This is a genomic window from Arenibaculum pallidiluteum (assembly GCF_017355985.1).
GTDB lineage: Bacteria > Pseudomonadota > Alphaproteobacteria > Azospirillales > Azospirillaceae > Arenibaculum > Arenibaculum pallidiluteum.
Map to the genome: position 1 here is coordinate 146,136 of NZ_JAFIQU010000014.1, position 18,752 is coordinate 164,887.

Here is an 18,752-nt window from a genome sequence, read left to right on the forward strand (position 1 = left end):
CCCCGCCTGCGGCCGGCGGGGGCACCGGTGACTGCGTCAGAACGGGAACTGCTTCATGTTCGTCTTGTCGACGAGCTTGTAGGCCTGGCCGTAGATGACCTTGCCCTCGAGCTTCACGTTCTCGTAGCCGGACACGCCCAGGTTCGCGCCTTCCTTCACCTGCTCGCCACCGAGCACCATCGTCGCGACCTTGTTCATCACGACCGCCGCGTCGGCGGGATCCCAGAAGCCGATGGCATCGACCGCCCCGCTCTCGAGGTACTGGCCCGCGATAGAGGGCAGGCTGGTGCCCGCGACGCAGGTCTGGTCCTCGCGGCCGCGCTCCTCGATGGCGAGGCCGATGCCGGCCACGTCGGTCGAGGCGCTGCCCTGGAAGCCCTTCACGTTGGGGAAGGCGCGCATGACCTCCTGCGCCTTGGCGTAGGCCTGCTGCTGGTCGTCGTAGGTCTCGTTCTTCGAGCCCACGAGCGTCATCTTCGGGTACTTCTCCTTCTGCCGGGCGATCGCGCCGTCGACCCACTGGTTGTGGGTCTTCGAGGTCAGGCTGCCGACGAAGACCGCGTACTCGCCCTGCTCGCCCATGCACTTGGCGAGGCGGTCCATGAGCTGCGCGCCGAAGTCCTCGTTCTTGAAGGCCTCGATGTCGTAGTCGACGTTCTGGATCGTCGAGGCCTCGTGGGCGACAACTTTGATCCCCTGGTCGCGGGCCTTCTTCAGCACGGGCTCCAGCGCCTCGGGCGAGAACGGCACCACGGTGATCGCATCGACCTTCTGGGCGATCATGTCCTCCAGGATCTGCACCTGGAGCTGGGCGTCGGCCTTTGCGGGCCCGACCTGGTAGGCGTTGTGCTTGGTCTCGCCGGCGAAGCGCTTGACGCCCTCCTCCATGCGGTTGAACCACTGGATGCCCGAGATCTTCACGACGGTCGGGATCTTGTAGACCTTGCCCTGGGCGATGGCGTCCGTCGCCACGGCCGCGCCCACCGCCGCGGCCACGGCGAGGGCGGAGACACCGAGCAGCTTCCTCATGGTCGTTCCTCCGTCACTGCCTGCTTCGGGGTCCCGGCCTGGGGCAGGCGTCCTTCGGCCGGGTTCGTCGGATCCGGCCGCCTTCAGTCGGGCAGGCCCGCCATCCGGAAGAGCATCTTGTGAAGGCCCGAGGCGTTGAGTTCGCCCAGCCCTTCGTTCTTCGCGGCCTGGTAGAGCTCCGCGATGGCCGAGGTCGCCGGCAGCGGGACGGCCAGGTCCTCGGCCAGGGCGCCGATCAGGCGCGCGTCCTTCAGCATGTGCTTGAGGTAGAAATGCGGGCCGAAGTCGCCGGCGAGGCTCGCCCGCCCGACGCCCCGGATCAGTGCCGAGCTGTAGTCCGTCACGTCCAGCACGCCCATCACCGCCGTCCCCTCGAGCCCGGCCTTGCGCGCCAGCGCCAGCGCCTCGCCGAGCGAGGCCATCTGCGCCGCCACCAGCAGGTTGCCGATCAGCTTCATGGTGGCTCCGGCCGCCGTGCCGCCGAGATGGTGGATGCTCGCGGCCATCGGCTCCAGCAGCGGGCGGAAGCGGTCGAAGGCGTCCCGGGGCCCGCCGCACACGAAGTCCAGCCGGCCCTCCCAGGCCTCGTTGCGGCTGCCGAAGACGGGGGTGTCGAGATATGTGGCGCCGGCGCCTTCGACCGCCGCGGCCAGCGCGCGCGTCAGCCTGGGATCCGTGCTGGTCGCGTCGGCGACGATGGCGCCGGCCGAGAGGGACCGGACCAGGCCGCCTCCCCCGCCGTCCTCGCCCCCCTCTCCCAGGATCACGGCGCGCTGCGCCTCGGGCCCGGTCAGGCACAGCATCACCCGCTCGCGGCCGCTGACCGCCTCGGCGACCGAGGCTGCGCGCATGCAGCCCTTCAGGTCCTCGGGCAGGTCGCGGGTGGTCCTGTTCCACACGGTGACCGAATGGCCGGCCCGCAGCAGGTTGCGGACCATGCCGGTGCCCATGATCCCGAGCCCCAGGAAGGCAATGTCGGTCACCCTTCTCTCCATCTCATTGCGGCCTCACTGCGGGGGATGGGCCAGCACCGCGGCGACCGCCTCGGCCTGGTCCCAATGGGGCATGTGCCCGGCCCGCTCGAACAGGTGCAGCGCAACGCGCCCGGGCGCCGCCAGCGCATGGCGCCAGGGCACGATGGAATCCTCGCGGCCCCACAGGACGCGCACGGGGCAGCTCAGGCCGGCGAGGCGCGGCGCCACGTGGAGCTGCTGCACCCCGTCCCGCGCCAGATGCGCCGCGATGGCGCGCAGCCGGCGGTTCCGCTCGGGCGCGCGCAGCCGCTCGACCGCCAGCGCCAGGAGATCGTCCGAGATCGCGACCGGCACGTAGGACAGCTTGGCGATCTCGCGTGCCAGCGCCTGGGGCGTCGCGGCGCCGAGCATGCCGTCCAGGAAGACCTGGTCGATCTCGGTCCCGAACCCCGCCGGCGCCAGGAGGGACAGGCCGAGGATCCGGTCCGCCATGGCCTCGGCCGCCATCACGGCCAGCGCACCGCCCATGGAATGGCCGACCAGGTGCACCCGCTGGAGGCCGAGCGTAGCCACCGCCGCGCACAGCGCCTCGACCAGCGCGTCCGGCGTCTCTCCGGGCGCCTCGCTGAAACCGTGGCCGGGCAGGTCCAGCGCCACGACCTCGCAGCCCGAGCGCTGCAGCAGGGCCGCGAGGCCGGACCAGGTCAGCAGGTCGCCCGTGAAGCCGTGCACCAGGACGACCGTGGGGCCGCCCGCGCCCGCCCAGGACCTGACGTTCAGGCGCCCGCCGGGGATCGCCAGCATCGAGCCCTGCACCGCCGTGACGGGAGGATCGCCGCCCGCCGCGCGCATCACGTCCTCCCGCGTGATCCGGCCGAGCCGGCCGGTGCCGCGGACCGTGTCCAGCGCGATGCCCTCGCGCCGCGCGAGCCGCCGCGCCCCGGGCGCGCTGCGCGGCCCCGCGGCACCGCCGGAGGGCGGGGCGTCGGCAGCCGGGGCGGAGGCAGGCCTGGCGGGGGCAGATGTGTTGGGGGCCGCCGTCTCCGCACGCGCAGGCGCCAGGTGGCCCTCGCCCCGGATCTCCGCGATCGGGGCGTCCACCGCGACCATCTCGCCGGGCGCGACCAGCGTGCGCAGCAGGACGCCGTCCGCCAGCGCCGGGACCTCAACCACGGTCTTGTCGGTCTCGACCTCCAGCAGCGTCTCGCCGCGGCGGAAGCCTTCGCCGGGGCTCTTGGTCCAGGCGACGACCCGCCCCTCCTCCATGGTCTCGCCGAGGCGCGGCAGGGTGAGGATGGCCGCGGATCCGGAATCGGTCATGGCAGCATCATCCGCACGGCATCGGCGATCAGCGGCGCGCCGGGGATCGACGCCGCCTCGAGGCCGGGCGAAACGGGGATGGGCACGTCCTCGCCCGCGACCCGGATCACCGGCTCCTCGAGCCAGTCGAAGCAGTCCTCCTGGATGCGGGCGGCAATCTCGGCGGCGACGCCGCCGGTCAGGCAGGCCTCGCTGACCACGACCGCGCGGCCGGTCCGCGTCACCGACGCGGCCACGGTCTCCATGTCCAACGGGTTCAGCGTGCGCAGGTCGATCACCTCGGCCTCGATGCCCGCCTCGGCGAGCGCCGCGGCGGCCTCCAGGGCCGAATGGACCATGCGCGAATAGGCCACCAGCGTGACGTTGCGGCCCGGACGGCGCACCACGGCCCGTCCCCAGGGGGCGTCCGGCGCGGCGGGATCGAGCCCGCCCTTGCGGGTATAGAGCGCCTTGTGCTCGATGAAGACGACGGGATCGGGCAGGGTCAGCGCGTGCCGCAGCAGGTGGTAGGCGTCCGACACGGTGGCCGGCATGGCGACGCGCAGTCCTGGCGTATGGACCGACCAGGCCTCCAGGCTCTGGGAATGCTGAGCGCCGGCCGACCGGCCGGTGCCGCCCTGGGTACGCAGCACCATGGGTACGCCGACCTGGCCGCCGAACATGTAGCGGATCTTGGCCGCCTGGTTCGCGAGCTGGTCCATGGCGAGGCCCAGGAAGTCCACATACATCAGCTCGGCGACCGGGCGCAGCCCGGTCATGGCGGCGCCCACGGCGGCGCCGACGATCGCGGCCTCGGAGATCGGCGCGTCGATCACCCGGTCCGCGCCGTGGCGCTCGATCAGTCCCTTGGTGACGCCGTAGGCGCCGCCGTAGCGGCCGACCTCCTCGCCCAGCACGACGATGGTGGAATCGGCGCCCATGGCATCGTCGAGCGCCTGGCGCAGGGCGTCCCGGTATGTCGTCTCGGACATGCCCGTCATCGCGCCACCCCTCCGCCCAGGATCGTCTCGATGCGCCGGCGCACCGGCAGGGGCGCGGGCTGGTCCGGGCCGTAGACGTCCTCGAACAGCTCGCCGGGCTCGGGACGGGGGGCCGCCACGGCGAAGTCGACCGCTGCGTCCATCTCGCGGCCCGCCGCCTCGACGATCGTGTCCAGCTCCGCCTCGCGGGCGTCCCCGGCCAGGAGGTCCGCGCGCAGCCGCGCGATCGGGTCGCGCGCGCGGCCCTCCTCCTCCTCCTCGGGCGTGCGGTAGGGGCTCTTGTCCATGCGGGCATGCCCGTAGAAGCGGTAGCACGAGACCGCGAGGAAGCCCGGCCGCCCCTCGCGCGCGGCCGCCAGAAGCCGCTCCGCCGCCCCACGGACCTCCATCACGTCGACGCCGTCGGCGTTCTCGGCCTCGAGCCCGAAGCTGCGCGCGCGCAGGTCCCAGGCGAGGTTGGCCGAGGCGCGGTCGATTCGCGTGCCCATGCCGTACTGGTTGTTGATGCACACGAAGAGGACCGGCAGCCGCCAGAGCGCCGCCATGTTCATGCTCTCGTAGAGGATGCCCTGCTGCATGGCCCCGTCGCCGAAGAATGCGACCGAGACCGCGTCCTTCTTCAGCCGGCGGTAGCTGAGCCCGGCACCGACGACGGCGGGGATGCCGCCGCCCACGATGGCGTTGGCGCCGAGATGGCCGAGCCCCATGTCGGCGATGTGCATGGAGCCGCCCTTGCCCCGACAGTAGCCCGTCCGCTTGCCGGCGATCTCGGCCATCATGCGGTCGGGCTGGCCGCCCCGGGCCAGGAAGATGCCGTGGCCGCGGTGATGGGTCGTGAAGCTGTCGCCGGCCCGCATGGCCGAACCGATCCCGGCCGCCGCGCCCTCCTCGCCGATGGACAGGTGCAGCATGCTGCCCGCCGTCTCCTGCCGCACGAAGAGCTCGCCCACCCGCTCCTCGAAGGCGCGGATCCGGCACATGGTCCGGTAGAGCTCGAAGGGAAGGCGGTCGGTCGGGGCAGGCATCCGGCGTTCCTGTGCTGCGGGCGTCTGTGCTGCGGCTGTCCGTGCTCTGGCCGTCAGGCCCGGTCCTCGCGAACCGGCTTCAGGGCGGCGTAAAGCTCCCGGTAGCGCTCATAGACCGGCTGGTAGGCGGCGTGGCGCTCGGGATCCGGCTCAACCACGGCGCGCACCCGCACCATCGCGGCGATGGCCTCGTCGATCCCGGGATGGGCGCCCGTGGCGACGGTCGCGAGGATCGCGGACCCCAGGGCGCAGGCATCCGGCACCTCGGTCCGCGCCAGCGGCACCCCGGCCACGTCGGCATGGATCTGCAGCCAGAGTGGCGAGTTGGTGGCGCCGCCCGCGACCGTGATCCGCTCGGCCCGGAAGCCGCCCGCGGCCATGGTATCGAGGATCAGGCGGGTCCCCATGCAGATCCCCTCGACGATGGCGCGGAAGACATGTGCGGGGGTGTGCGCAAGGGTAAGCCCGGTGATGGCCCCGCGCGAGCGTGCGTCGGTGTAGGGCGTCCGGTTCCCCTGGAAATGGTCGAGCACCAGAAGGCCTTCCGCCCCTGGCGGCAGGGCTGCGGCGTCGCGGTTCAGGTCCTCGTAGCTCAGCGACTGGGCGAAACGGGACTTGAACCAGTTCACGATGGACCCTGTCGAGGTCTGGCCGCCCTCGACGATGTAGCGGTTCGGATAGACCGCCTCGGCATAGGTGCCCCAGATGCCGGGCGCGTGGAACGCCCGGTCGGACACGCCGAGCTGGAGATGCGAGGAGCCCGTGACCAGGGCGACCTGCCCCGGCGCGTTGACCCCGAGCCCGATCATGCCGATGAAGGCATCGGCGCCACCCTGCGCGACGGGCAGCCCCTCGGGCAGGCCGAGATGGGCGGCGGCCTCGGCCGTCAGCGTGCCCACGGTCTCGCCGGGCCGGACGATGTCGCGGGGCCATTTCGCGGCGAGGTCCGAAAGGTTCACGCGATCGAGCAGCGAGAGGGGCAGCCCGCCATGCTCGGCCTGGTAGTGCCAGCGCATGGAGATGTTGTTGAAGCTGGCCGCCACGCGCCCGGTGAGGCGCAGGTTCACGTAGTCCTGGAACTCGCAGATCACCGCGGCCCGGGACCAGGTCTCGGGCTCGTTGCGCTTGAGCCAGAGCGCCTTGGGGATCATCCATTCCGCCGAGACCGGCGAGCCGCCCGCCCCGTTGATCCGCAGGGCCGGATCGCCGCAGGCCGCGACGTCCTCGGCCTCGCGCGCCGCGCGCACATCCATCCAGATCAGGGCCGGGCGCAGCGGCGCCAGGTCGCGCCCGAGGGCCAGGACGGTGCAGCTCGTCGTGTCGACGCCGAGCCCGATCACCTCGCCGGGGCGGATCCCGGCCCGGTCCAGCGCCCCCCGCACGGCGACGGCGACCGCCGACCACCAGTCGTCGGGATCCTGCTCCGCCCAGGCAGGCTGGGGAAAGCGCGTCGGATAGGGCCCGGCGGTCGAGCCGAGCGGCCGGCCGTCCAGGCCGAAGACATGGGCCCGCACGCTCTCGGTGCCGAAATCGATGCCGACGACGCAGTCCATGCGGCGTGACCTCCTCCCCCGGCGGGCCGGCTGCTTGGGCCGGGCCTCCTGTGGTCTGGCGCGGGTTTTTCGCTTGCTCCGCGCCGGGACGCGATTATTGTTCTATGAACAAACGTTCAGCCCTTGAACATTATAAGTCAACCTACCCCTTCGGGGTTATCGGCGGCATCACCTCTCCAGAAGGGCCGCAGGCGCGATGGCCTTCTCGATCGAGCCGTACCAGGACGAGGACCAGGACCTGGCCGTGCGCGCGGCCTGGCTCTACTACGTCGCCTCCCACAACCAGGAGGAGACGGCGGCGATCCTCGGCGTCTCGCGCATCAAGGTGAACCGGCTGCTGGCCCTGGCGCGCGAATCCGGCATCGTCACCATCTCCGTCGACCACCGCCTGGCCGCCATGGCCGAGGTGGAGGAGACGATCCGGCGACACCACGGCCTGCGCTTCTGCCTAGCGACGCCGCCGCTGGGGATTGCCGAAAGCCCCGGCGGGCCCGGCCTGGCCGAGGCGGCGGACCAGCTCGCGCGACGGGCGGTGGGCGTCGCCGCCGCGCGCTGGCTGCGCGGACGCCTGCTGGCCGAGGACGACCTCACGGTCGGCGTCGGCTGGGGCCGGACCCTCGCGGCCATGGCCGAGCAGCTTCCCTCGCTGCGCCGGCCCGGCACGCGCTTCGTCTCTCTGATGGGATCGCTGCCCCGCAACGCCGCCGCGAACCCGTTCGAGGTCGTCCAGCAGCTCGCCGCGCGCACGGGGGGCGAGGGCCATTTCCTTCCGGTCCCGTTCGTCGCGGATTCCGAGGCCGACCGGCGCGTCCTGATGTCCCAGCGCTTCGTGCAGGAGACGCTGGCGCTGGCCCGGCGCGCGGCCTTCTACGTCGTGAGCCTGGGCGAGTGCGACGCCGGCTCCTCGATCTACCGGAACGGGCTGATCACGGAAGGCGATCTCGACGCGCTGCGCCGGGCCGGGGCCGTCGGCGACACGATCGGGAAGTTCTTCGATGCCGACGGGCGCCTCGTCGAGGCCGACCTGAACGAGCGCACCCTGGCGGTCGATCTGCAGGATCTGCAGCGCCACGAGCTGGTGCTGCTCGCCGCCGGCCCCGGCAAGCTTGCGGCGGCCCGCGCCATGCTGGCGAGCGGTCTCGTGGACGGGCTGATCGTCGACGGCGACACGGCCCTGGCGCTGGTCCGGCGCTGAGGCCGAACGGGAACGGGAACGGGAACGGGCAGGAAACCGGGGGAGGAATCATGGACGAGACCGTGGCGACGCAGACCCGATATCGGGCCATGTCGGACACCCCGCTGCGGCAGTACCTGGCGGGGCTGCCGGAGGTACGTGCGCTGCTGGGCGGCGGACCGGAGGCCTGGACCGTGCGCGAGGTCGGCGACGGCAACCTGAACCTCGTCTTCATCGTGTCCGGGCCGGCGGGCGGCGTCGCGGTGAAGCAGGCGCTGCCCTATGTCCGGCTGGTCGGCGAATCCTGGCCGCTGCCGCTGACCCGCGCCTTCTTCGAGCACGAGGCGCTGTCCGAGCAGGCCCGCTGGGTCCCGGACCTGGTGCCCCGCGTCCTGCATTTCGACGCGGATCTGGCGCTGATCGTGATGAGCTACCTGACGCCGCACGTGATCCTGCGCAAGGGCCTGATCCACGGCACGCGGTATCCGCGCATGGCGGAGGACATGGCACGCTTCCTGGCCGAGACGCTGTTCCGGACCTCGGACCTCCATTGCCCCGCGGCGGAGAAGAAGGCGCGCATGGCCCTTTTCTGCGGGAACACGGCCCTGTGCCGGATCACCGAGGACCTGGTCTTCACAGACCCCTACCGCGAGGCGCCGCTGAACCGCTGGACGCGGCCCCAGCTCGACGGCGACGCGGCCGCGCTCAGGGCCGACGGCGATCTGCGCGCGGCGGCGCAGCGCCTGAAGCTGAAGTTTCTGACCTCGGCCGAGGCGCTGGTCCATGGGGACCTGCACACGGGCTCGGTCATGGCGACCGATGCGGACACCCGCGTGATCGACCCGGAATTCGCGTTCTACGGCCCCATGGGCTTCGATGTCGGGGCCTTCCTCGCGAACCTCCTGCTCGCCTTCCTGGCGCAGTCCGGCCACGAGGAGCGTCGGGGCGAGCGCGACGACCACCGCGCCTGGCTGCTCGACCAGGTGGAGGCCGTCTGGACGGGGTTCGAGGCGCGGTTCAGGGAGCTCTGGCTCCGTGTGGGCGGCGGCGATGCCTTCGATCCGGGCCTGTTCGCGGACGAGGGCGGCAGCGCCGCCCTGGCCGCCGCGCAGGACGCCTACATGGCGGGTCTGCTGGCGGACTCGCTGGGGTTCGCCGGCTGCAAGATGATCCGCCGCATCCTGGGCCTTGCCCATGTCGAAGACATGGAGAGCATCGCCGACCCGGACCGGCGGGCCGCCTGCGAGCGCCAGGCGCTGGCGCTCGGCCGGTTGCTGGTGGTGCGGGGAGGTGAGCTCGGCTCCATCCGGGCGGCGCGGCAGGCGGCGGAACGGATCGCGGAGGGCAGGACGCCATGAGGATCGACGGCAGGCACTACCGCACCATCTGGCCGTCCGAGGACGGCAGGACGGTGGAGGTGATCGACCAGACGAAGCTCCCGCATGACTTCGGCACCGTCACGCTGCGCGGGCTCGACGATGCGGTCGCGGCGATCCGGGATATGGTGGTCCGCGGGGCGCCGCTGATCGGGGCCACCGGCGCCTACGGTCTTGCGTTGGCACTGGCCGACGATCCCCGCGACGCGGCGCTGGAGGCCGCCCATGCGCGCCTGTTCGAGGCGCGGCCGACGGCCGTGAACCTGCGCTGGGGGCTCGAGGAGGTCCGCCGCGCGGTCGCTGGGCTGCCGGAGGCCGAGCGTGCCACGGCGGCCTTCCGCCGGGCCGCCGAGATCTGCGACGAGGACGTGGAGATCTGCCGCGCCATCGGCCGGCACGGCATGGAGCTGATCGCCGAGGCCCATGCGCGGGCGGGGCGGTCGCGCCCCGTCAACATCCTGACCCATTGCAACGCCGGCTGGCTCGCCACCGTCGACTGGGGCACGGCCCTCGCGCCGATCTACATGGCGCACGAGGCGGGGATCCCGGTCCATGTCTGGGTCGACGAGACCCGCCCGCGCAACCAGGGCGCCAGCCTGACCGCCTGGGAGTTGAACCATCATGGGGTGCCGCACACCGTAATCCCCGACAATGTCGGCGGGCACCTGATGCAGCACGGCATGGTGGACCTCTGCATCGTCGGTACCGACCGCACCACCGCGACCGGAGACGTCTGCAACAAGATCGGCACCTATCTGAAGGCGCTGGCGGCGCACGACAACGGCGTGCCGTTCTACGTGGCACTGCCCTCGCCCACCATCGACTGGGGCATGAGCAACGGGATCCGGGAGATCCCCATCGAGCAGCGCGGCGGCCACGAGGTCTCGCACATCACCGGCCGGACCGCCGATGGCGGGATCGCGACCGTGATGGTGACGCCGGAAGGCAGCCCCGTGGCGAACTACGCCTTCGACGTGACGCCCGCGCGGCTGGTCACCGGGCTGATCACCGAACGGGGCACCTGCCCCGCCTCGCGCGAGGGGCTCTCCCGCCTGTTCCCCGACGGGGCGGCGGCCAGGGCGATCTGAGGTTCGCCTGAACCCCAGATTGCGACGGGTGCCGGGAATGGAGCGGTTTCGGATCGCGTGCGCATGCGCCCGGCGCACCGGTCGGAGCGAATGACAATCCCGCCCGGAACCACGGAAGACAGAGACTAAAGTCTATATAATTACCATTAAGTCTCAATAAAATTCTTGATCGGTGCATATTTATCGTTCAACTAGACACGCACGTCTAAAAAATGTGCGACGGACACGATGAGTTCGAAACCGAACCCCATCGCAATACCTTGATATTCCTTGGAATGCCCTCGCCGGAGTACTGGCGCAGATCTTGCTCCTCGGCTGGAAGGCCGATTCGGCTCAGCCATTTGCCGATGCGGCAAAGTGCTTCCGCCACATGGGGAGGATCACGATGTCGGCGCATGTCAGCGAAACCCGGATCATCAAGGGCGCCTGCCCGCAGGACTGCCCGGACACCTGCGCGTTCCTCTACCACGTCGAGGATGGGAGGCTCGTCGATGTGACCGGAAATCCGGAGCATCCCATGACGCGCGGCGGTCTCTGCGTGAAGCTGAAGGACTATGCGGAGCATCACTACAACCCCGGCCGCATCCTCTATCCCATGAGGCGCACGGGGCCGAAGGGCAGCGGGGAGTTCGAACGCATCACGTGGGACGAGGCCCTGTCCGAGATCAAGCGGCGCTGGGACGGCATCATCTCGTCATACGGAGCCCAGGCGATCATGCCCCACGCCTATCTCGGGCATCAGGGCACGCTGAACGGGCTGACCTGCGGCGACGCCTTCTTCAATCGCCTGGGCGCCACCGTCGCCGAGAAGACCTACTGCGAGTCCGGAAGCTCGACGGCCTGGGTCATGACGGTCGGGCCGACCGGAGGCCTGGATCTCGAGAGCCTTGCCTACGCGAAGTACATCGTCGTGTGGGGCATGAACATGATCAGCACGAACCTGCACGCCTGGCCCTTCATCCTCGAGGCCCGGCAGAAGGGTGCCAAGATCGTCGTCATCGACCCGGTCAGGACGCGCACCGCCAAGCAGGCCGACTGGCACATCCCCATCCGGCCCGGGACCGACGCCGCTCTCGCTCTCGGCATGATGAACGTCATCATCGGCGAGGATCTGGTCGACCATGACTATGTCGCGCGGTACACGCTCGGCTTCGAGGAGCTGAAGGCTCGGGCTGCCGAGTATCCGCCCGAGCTGGTCGCGGAGATAACCGGCGTGCCGGCTGACGACGTCCGCAAGCTGGCGCGGGAATATGCGGCCACCCAGCCTTCCGCGATCCGCCAAGGCGTGGCGCTCGAAAGAAGCCGCGGCGGCGGGCAGGCCATCCGGGCCATCACATGCCTGCCGGCGCTCGTCGGTGCCTGGCGCCACGTCGGCGGCGGCGCCGTCGAGATGCCCATCTGGGAATTCCCGATCAAGTTCGACCGGATCTGCCGGCCCGACTGGATCAAGCCCGGAACGCGTGTCGTCAACGAGCTCGACCTGGGGGCGGCCCTAACCGGTGAGCTGGCGCTCGACCCGCCGATCAAGTCCCTGTTCGTCTACAACTCCAACCCGGTCTCCCAGGCGCCGGCCCAATCCAAGATCGTCGCAGGCCTGATGCGGGAGGACCTCTTCACGGTCGTCAGCGAGCTCTTCGTCACGGACACCGCGCGGTACGCCGATATCCTCCTGCCAGCGACCATGCAGGCCGAGCAGTACGACCTCATGGTCACCTGGGGGCACCTCTACATGATGCTGAACCAGCCAGCGATCGCCCCGCCCGGCGAGTGCGTCCCCAACGTTGAGCTCTTCCGCCGCCTTGCCCGGACCATGGGATTCGATGATCCCTATTGGAAGATGACCGACGACGAGATGCTGACGGAGTTCTACGACTGGGACTCTCCTGCGCTGGAAGGGATCACCCTGGATCTTTTGAAAGGCGAGGGTTTCAAGCGCCTCAATGTCGGCATGCCCGACCAACGGGCGCCCCATGCCGAGGGGAACTTCAAGACGCCGTCCGGGAAATGCGAGTTCAAGGCGAGCGTCGCCGAGGGCGGCAACTTCGTGGTTCCGGTCTGGCGCTCGATGTACGAAGCCATGCAGCCCGGAGACCCCGTCGATCCCCTGCCCGACTACATCGCGCCTTATGAGGCTCCTCAGTCGAATCCCGAGCTCGCCAGGCGCTTTCCGCTCAGCATCGTGTCGCCGAAGCCGCATGCCTTCCTGAACACGCAGTATGGGAACGAGGCGGTCCAGCAGCGGCGCCAGGGCGAGCAGACGGTGCTCGTCCACCCGAAGGACGCGGCCCAGCGCGGCATCGCCAATGGCGACTTCGTGCGCGTCTTCAACGAGCGTGGCGCCTTCGAGGGGCGTGCCGAGATCAGCTTCGACGTGATGCCGGGATTGGTCCTGGCCAATGTCGGGTATTGGCCCAGCCTGAACCGGGGCGGCACCTCGGTGAACGCCATCAGCGCCGACAGGCATTGCAGTCTCGGGCAGGCCGGAACCTACTCCGACAACCTCGTGGAGGTCGTCCGCGTCTGATCGGCCCCGGCGCGAAGCCCCGGATCCGCTTCCGGATCCGGGGCGCGCTTAAGGGCGCTTGCCCTAGCTTATGGCATCGAGCTCGGCGAACAGCCCCCGCATGCCGATGGCCTGGCGCACCTTCGCCGCCTTCGCCTCGAGCACGTGGCGGACCTCCCTGGACCGCCGGCCCTTGCTGCCGATCAGCCGCCAGTCGCACCAGACATCGGGGCTTCCCAGAATGCTGGCGCAGGCGCGGTTCCGGATCGCCTCGAAGCTCATTTGGCCTTCCGGCTGCAGCTCGTACCTGACGAGGCGGTTGTCGCCCCGCATCACGCAGCTCCAGATCCGGGCGAGCAGGTTGCTTCCATAATAGCCCCCGCCGTCATGGACATCGACGATGCGCCAGCTCATTCCCGTGACGTCGACGAGCAGCGCATCTTTGAACTCCTTCTCGCGGATCTCCCCGCGGCTGGACCTCTTGAAGGACTCCGCATCGCCGAACCATGCGAGGTCCTCGCGTCCCGCCTTGCGGCGCCCGAAATACGGGTGCCGGAACAGCAGGACGGGAGCTTGCGGCTGAGGCTCGGTCATTGCTCCCTCCCGCCCGTCTCGACGGCCAGGGATCCGTGGCCGCCCGTAGAAACGGTCGCCGCCTTCGACACATGCGGCGTTCCGTGCCAATACCGGAGCGTGTATCCGAACCTGGGCATTCCGCGCCATTTGTTATGAACCCGCATATGAATTTCATCGCTCGGCATCGCCTTGATGTTGAACGGATGGTTCTTAATCGAGTTCGGCACGTATTTCCCCCATCTGTTGTTCGGTATCAGCCAATGATGACCGTGCTGTCCTTTTTCCAGCATTCCAAGATTACGCATGTGACGGCTGATGTTATCCCAGTCCGTTGCCCCGCCTTTCCAGATCGGCCCTAGAAGCGCATAGGCGCCGCCCTTGAGGCCGCCCTTGCCCATGGCCTTGCCGACAGCCTTGGCGAGGGTGCCGGCGACAAAGAGATCCGATGCCGCGAGTCCGGCATTAAGGGCCGCGCCGAGATAGTTGCCCTCCTGGAAGTCGGCGATGGCCTCCCGGCCCGAGCCCCAGACGGGAATGAAGGACTCGGCGAGGCCGGGGCGCCCGATCGAGCTGGTGGGGGGCGGAACCTCCGGATCGGCGGGGCCGGGCTCGTCCCCCGACGGTTGCGGCATCGCCAGCGCCACATCCGGCAGCGCGTCGCTATCCGGCGGCGGCTCCGCCCCTGGCTCGTCCGCGTCCCCAAGGGCGCCGCCGTAGAGCAGCAGGTCGCCGGGCTGGACGAGCTGGAGGTCCCGACCCGTCCTGATGGAATCGCGATAGGCCTCGTGGGCGGCAGCGTAGGCGGCGGCCCTGGCACCGGGGCCATACTTCGCCGCTTCCAGACGCCTGCGCGCCATGAATGCATCAATACCCTCGTCTCCGTCGCGACGCGACGGCTGCCTGCCGGTCATGCCGAGCTCTCCGATTTTCGTGGGTGCGCGCCGGACCCGGCGCCCAGCGCACGCATCTCGGCGAGAATGAAATCCTGACCCAAGCAAGGCGGATTCAAAAGAACAAAGAGAGAACTTTCCGCCGGCGCAATATTCGGCTTGCCGCCTTGAGGCGGGAGCCCAACCGGCTTTCCGGGGTCGCGGCGCCATCCCCGGTCGATGTCTTGCAGGGCCTCGGCCGAGCTCCCGGAGGTGGGGATCGCCCGGCCCGATGCTTCGGAATAGAGGACGTGCAAAGGAATCGGGGCAGGGGTTTCTGCCCGATGCGCGGGGATCAGGCGGGGCTCAGCCCACTGGATGCCGCGTCGGCCGATCGGCCTTCACATGCAGCCCTCGCCGGTCCGGCAGATGTCCCCGCGACCGGCCCCCGCGTCCAGCTCCCGGAGGCCAGCCCACGAAGCCGTCGCCGAGGGAACCGGCCGCCCCTAGCACGCGATCAGGCGAGCCAGAGGTTCAGCCTTGCCAGCAGATCGGCCCAGCCGGCGATATCCTGGGACGGGACGGCGCTCAGGACCCGGTCGCCTTCCAGCGGGTTGAAGTCGACGATTTCGTCATCGGAGTCGATGAAGAGATCGGGTCCCGCCCCTCCGATCAGGATGTCCTGTCCGCGGCCACCGACCAAGAGGTCCGCGCCATTCCCCCCGCGCAGGGTGTCGTCGCCGGCTTGGCCGAAGAGAAGATCGGTCCCGTTCCCGCCGTCGAGCAGGTCCCGGCCGCGGCCGCCATCGAGGAGATCGAGGCCCCGGCCGCCGAACAGACGATCATCCCCACCCAGCCCGCGAAGGGAGTCGTTACCGCTGGCGCCGTTCAGATGGTCGGCGCCGCCGCCGCCCCAGCCGACCTCGTCGGATGCCGTCCCGGCCAGGGTGCGGACGCCGGGCTCGTCGAGATAGGCCACGAAGACATCGAAGGCTCCGTTGGTATCGCCGGAAACGAGGTTGGCGGCATTGCTCGTGAATGCGACGGCGCTGCCGTCCGCGGAGAGATCCTCGATGTAGGATTCGCCCTCGGCCCGCACGCCGTCCGGCGCGACGTTGATCTGCCAGATCTCCCCCGTCGACAGGTCCTTGACGAACAGGTCCTCGGTCCCGTCGTCATCGCCGGGAACGAGGTTTCCGCCGTCGGTCTGGAACGCCACCCTGTTCCCGTCGGACGAGATCGCGGCGACGAAGGCGAATCCGTCCCCGGTCATCTGCGCGCCCGTCTCGGAGACGCTGGCGCGTACGATCTCGCCGGTGAGGAGATCCTTGACGAACACGTCGTCGCGGCCATTCGTGTCGCCGGGGACCAGGCTGTCGTCCGAGCTCGTGAACACCAGCCTCGTGCCGTCGGCGGCGAGCCTGAAGTTGGGTACGTCACCGGCGATCCGGGTGATTGCGCCCGTCTCCAGGTCCTTCAGGAAGATCCCGGACTCTTCGGGAATTTCGAAGTTGGAGCCCGCGAAGGCCACCAGCGTTCCGTCGGCCGAAAGCTGCGGCGTGGACGTGTTGGTGTCTGCGAGCGGGTTTCCATCCGCGTCCGTGTCGGCACGAACGACGCGGCCGCTCCGCAGGTCGTCCACGTAGATCCCGCCCTCCACGGCCTCGACGGCCACGGCCGAGCCATCGGCGGAGATGTCGTGGCTGCCCGCGTCCGTCGACTGCCGGACACGCACGATGGCTCCGGTCCCGGGGGCCGCGACGAAAACGTCATCGGCGCCGTTGTCGTCCCCGGGCACCAGGCTGCCGGAACTGCTCCGGAACGCGACCCTGCTGCCGTCGGCAGAGATTTCGGGATACAGGCCCCGACCGAAGTCATCGCTCCGGTCGCCGTCCGGGGGCTCCGTGCTGACCTGGACCAGTTCGCCGGTCGAGAGATCCTTCACGAAGGCGTCGTAGCTTCCGGCGGTGTCGCCCCGCGCGAACTCGGACGCGATGCTGTGGAAGGCCACCTTGGTTCCGTCGGCCGAGAGCGTAGCGCTCAGGGCCAGGTCCCGGTCGCCGAAGCCTTCCGTGCCGTCACGCCCGACGCTGGCGCGGATGATCCTCATGTTCCGCCCCTCCAGGCGCCCCGTTATCCAGGAGATCCTACAGCCTTCGGTGGAACATTCCGCTCGAAAACACCCATACCGATGGGAGAAGAAGCCTACCGGCTCGATGCCTTGTCAATCTCCGGGCCGCCGCGGCAGCCACCAACCCATTGATAAGGAGGCGGCATCGCCGCTTCCGTGCGCCTCGATGATAGGCCTTCTGCGCATCGCAACCACAGCGCGAATGCCGACGGACCAGACGGGGCACCGCGGGTCCGGGAAGGCGATCGGGATCAGCGCATGGCGTCGAGCGCAGCGATCAGCTCGCGCATGCTGGTGGCTTGGCGGACTTTCGCCGCCTTTGCGTCGAGCATCGCCCTGGCCTCCGGGGACCAGGGCCCCTTGTCGGCGAGCAGCTTCTGGTCGCACCAGATGAAGGGGCTGCTGGAGATCGAGGCGCAGACACGCTCCCGCACGGATTCGAAGGGAATTCTCCCTTCCTCCTCCAGCTCGTAGCCGATGCGGTGATGGTCACCCTGCCAGAACGCGATCCCGAGGCTGAGCAGGAGGTTGGCGCGGCGCCCCGCATCGAACATGTCGAGGACGCGCCAGCTCATTCCCGTGGCGTCGACGAGCAGCGCGCCCTTGAGCATCTTCCAGCCGATCTCCTTGGGGCTGCCCCTCGTGAAGAAATCGGGGTCGTCGTACCACGCGAAGACTTCGCGGGCCGGCCTGTCGCCATGGGACGGCAGCTGCCGGAACACGATGATCGGGAACTCCAGCGGCAGGTCGGTCATCCGCGCCCCCCGGCCGCATCGCTGCCGGGCCCGCCATTTCGGGCCGAGGACTCGGCTCCAAGCGGCGCTCCTATGGAATGATCCCTGCTCGCTTCCGGCATGTCCCTTCTCCACATCTTTCGCGAAGGAAATCCTGCCTCAGAGAAGGTCGCCCGAAAAGAACAAATACAGAACTTTCCGCCGCCGCAACATTCGGCGCACCGCGCAGCAGACTTCGACTGGCCGTTCAGGACAATGAGATCGCCGGGTGCCCGAGGGCACGCTCCTCGATACCGCCAAAGATCGCTTCCGGAGCGCAGCCGGCGACGGGATCATCGCCACCTGCGACAGCTTGGCGGGACGCCCACACTCCAGGACGCCGCTCGTCGAAGGGAGGAAGTAGCCAATGATGCGGAACTTCGCGCGTGCGTGCCTCTCGATCCTGCTGCTGGCGATGGCCGTACCGGCGCAGGCGCAGGTCGACAGCTTCGCGGGGCCGCTGAGCCCCGGGAACTGGATGTCCACCTTCAACATGGACCCGCTGGGCCAGCTCGCGGATCAGGAGCGTCGCAAAGCCGGAGCGTCCCCTGCCCCGGCACCGGGCCCCTCGGCATCCACGGCGGTGCCGATTTCGGGCCTGAGCTTCACGCCATCGGCGGAACGGCGCAGGGCCAATCTCGCGTCATTCGTCGAGAAGACCCGCGCGCAGGATCCCGCCGGGGCGAACCAGCTCTCCGCCCTGTTCGCATCCGGAGACATCATCGCGCGCATGGGACAGGAACTTGCCAAGGTGGGGCTGCGCACCGACAACCTGGCCGATGCCTATACCGTGTGGTGGATCAATTGCTGGTCGGCCGTCCACGCCGATTTCTCGACGCCCGACCGCGCCACCGTCGAGGCGGTGAGGGCGCAGGCCGGCCGTGCTCTCGTGGCCGGCGGGAAGACGGCGACCGCCTCCGACGCCCTCAAGCAGCAATTCGCGGAGGCGATGCTCGTCCAGGGGCTGCTGCTCGATGCCGCGCTCCAGCAATCGAAGGGCGATCCCGCGCAGCTCAAGGCCCTGGCCGTGGCCGCCAATCAGGGCGCGAAGGGGATGGGCATCGACCTGAGAACGATGAAGCTGACGCCGCGAGGGTTCGCTCCGGCGAGATGAGCCGCCCCTCGGCCACCGGCGCGGGCCAGGAGCGGACAAGGTGCATTACGCCTGTAGCCCGCCCGACTCGTTCTGACACACTCGGCAAATCTGCGTAAGCGAGCATTCCCTGGGCGGATCGGGCGGTTCGTCCGATCCGTGATGGCAGGAGAGGCAATGCTCGACGTGACTCCGATGACGCGCGTTCAGGCTCTGCTGGCGCGGTTCGATGCGGCGCTGGCCGCGGGCGACATCGAGACGGCCGTGGGGCTGTTCGCGGACGAGTGC

15 protein-coding genes are annotated in these 18,752 nt (G+C 69.6%); 5 read left to right on the top strand and 10 right to left on the bottom strand.

The genetic code is table 11. The annotated features are described in order from the left end of the window. Positions 1-36: 36 nt before the first annotated feature. The 6 genes from JUB13_RS22995 to JUB13_RS23020 all read right to left on the bottom strand — a co-directional run bounded on the left by JUB13_RS22995 (position 37) and on the right by JUB13_RS23020 (position 6,881). Positions 37-1,029 (bottom strand): autoinducer 2 ABC transporter substrate-binding protein, encoded by a 993-nt coding sequence (locus JUB13_RS22995; protein ID WP_207483065.1) that lies wholly within the window; start codon positions 1,027-1,029, stop codon positions 37-39. An 83-nt stretch (positions 1,030-1,112) separates the two neighbouring features. Beyond that, positions 1,113-2,012, bottom strand: coding sequence for an NAD(P)-dependent oxidoreductase (locus JUB13_RS23000; RefSeq protein WP_207483067.1), 900 nt, complete (start codon positions 2,010-2,012; stop codon positions 1,113-1,115). Between the two features lie 24 nt (positions 2,013-2,036). Continuing rightward, the gene (locus tag JUB13_RS23005) at positions 2,037-3,323 is read right to left on the bottom strand and encodes an acetoin dehydrogenase dihydrolipoyllysine-residue acetyltransferase subunit (protein ID WP_207483069.1); all 1,287 of its coding nucleotides are present in this window, start codon (positions 3,321-3,323) and stop codon (positions 2,037-2,039) included. After that, positions 3,320-4,294: an alpha-ketoacid dehydrogenase subunit beta gene (locus tag JUB13_RS23010; RefSeq protein ID WP_207483071.1), complete on the bottom strand. Its 975-nt coding sequence runs from the start codon at positions 4,292-4,294 to the stop codon at positions 3,320-3,322. Before JUB13_RS23010 ends, JUB13_RS23005 begins: the two co-directional genes overlap by 4 nt. 5 nt (positions 4,295-4,299) lie before the next feature. After that, entirely contained in the window at positions 4,300-5,328 is a 1,029-nt protein-coding gene (locus JUB13_RS23015; protein ID WP_207483073.1) for a thiamine pyrophosphate-dependent dehydrogenase E1 component subunit alpha, read from the bottom strand. 53 nt (positions 5,329-5,381) lie between these two features. Next, positions 5,382-6,881: an FGGY-family carbohydrate kinase gene (locus JUB13_RS23020; RefSeq protein WP_207483075.1), complete on the bottom strand. Its 1,500-nt coding sequence runs from the start codon at positions 6,879-6,881 to the stop codon at positions 5,382-5,384. Positions 6,882-7,077: 196 nt separating this feature from the next. Here JUB13_RS23020 and JUB13_RS23025 point away from each other — a divergent pair, with 196 nt between their 5' ends. The 4 genes from JUB13_RS23025 to JUB13_RS23040 all read left to right on the top strand — a co-directional run bounded on the left by JUB13_RS23025 (position 7,078) and on the right by JUB13_RS23040 (position 13,043). Next, on the top strand, positions 7,078-8,076 hold the full coding sequence (locus JUB13_RS23025) for a sugar-binding transcriptional regulator (RefSeq protein ID WP_207483078.1): 999 nt from the start codon (positions 7,078-7,080) through the stop codon (positions 8,074-8,076). A 50-nt stretch (positions 8,077-8,126) separates the two neighbouring features. Then, the gene (gene mtnK, locus JUB13_RS23030) at positions 8,127-9,413 is read left to right on the top strand and encodes an S-methyl-5-thioribose kinase (RefSeq protein ID WP_207483080.1); all 1,287 of its coding nucleotides are present in this window, start codon (positions 8,127-8,129) and stop codon (positions 9,411-9,413) included. Further along, positions 9,410-10,519 carry an S-methyl-5-thioribose-1-phosphate isomerase gene (gene mtnA / locus JUB13_RS23035; RefSeq protein ID WP_207483082.1) on the top strand — a complete coding sequence of 370 codons (1,110 nt, stop codon included), beginning with the start codon at positions 9,410-9,412 and terminating at the stop codon, positions 10,517-10,519. The genes mtnK and mtnA overlap by 4 nt, the downstream gene beginning before the upstream one ends. A 385-nt stretch (positions 10,520-10,904) precedes the next feature. Next, a complete protein-coding gene (locus tag JUB13_RS23040) occupies positions 10,905-13,043 on the top strand; it encodes a molybdopterin-containing oxidoreductase family protein (protein ID WP_207483084.1) in 2,139 nt (712 codons plus the stop codon). Positions 13,044-13,106: 63 nt separating this feature from the next. On the opposite strand, the gene JUB13_RS23045 is transcribed toward JUB13_RS23040, so the two are convergent. The 4 genes from JUB13_RS23045 to JUB13_RS23060 all read right to left on the bottom strand — a co-directional run bounded on the left by JUB13_RS23045 (position 13,107) and on the right by JUB13_RS23060 (position 17,353). Then, on the bottom strand, positions 13,107-13,616 hold the full coding sequence (locus JUB13_RS23045; protein WP_207483086.1) for a hypothetical protein: 510 nt from the start codon (positions 13,614-13,616) through the stop codon (positions 13,107-13,109). Continuing rightward, positions 13,613-14,509 (bottom strand): hypothetical protein, encoded by an 897-nt coding sequence (locus JUB13_RS23050; RefSeq protein ID WP_207483088.1) that lies wholly within the window; start codon positions 14,507-14,509, stop codon positions 13,613-13,615. Before JUB13_RS23050 ends, JUB13_RS23045 begins: the two co-directional genes overlap by 4 nt. 475 nt (positions 14,510-14,984) lie before the next feature. After that, complete coding sequence (locus JUB13_RS23055) at positions 14,985-16,577, bottom strand: hypothetical protein (RefSeq protein ID WP_207483090.1); 1,593 nt, start codon at positions 16,575-16,577, stop codon at positions 14,985-14,987. A 272-nt stretch (positions 16,578-16,849) separates the two neighbouring features. Beyond that, positions 16,850-17,353 (bottom strand): hypothetical protein, encoded by a 504-nt coding sequence (locus JUB13_RS23060; RefSeq protein ID WP_207483092.1) that lies wholly within the window; start codon positions 17,351-17,353, stop codon positions 16,850-16,852. 385 nt (positions 17,354-17,738) lie between these two features. Here JUB13_RS23060 and JUB13_RS23065 point away from each other — a divergent pair, with 385 nt between their 5' ends. Next, positions 17,739-18,485, top strand: coding sequence for a DUF6683 family protein (locus tag JUB13_RS23065; RefSeq protein WP_207483094.1), 747 nt, complete (start codon positions 17,739-17,741; stop codon positions 18,483-18,485). The last annotated feature ends 267 nt before the right edge of the window (positions 18,486-18,752 follow it).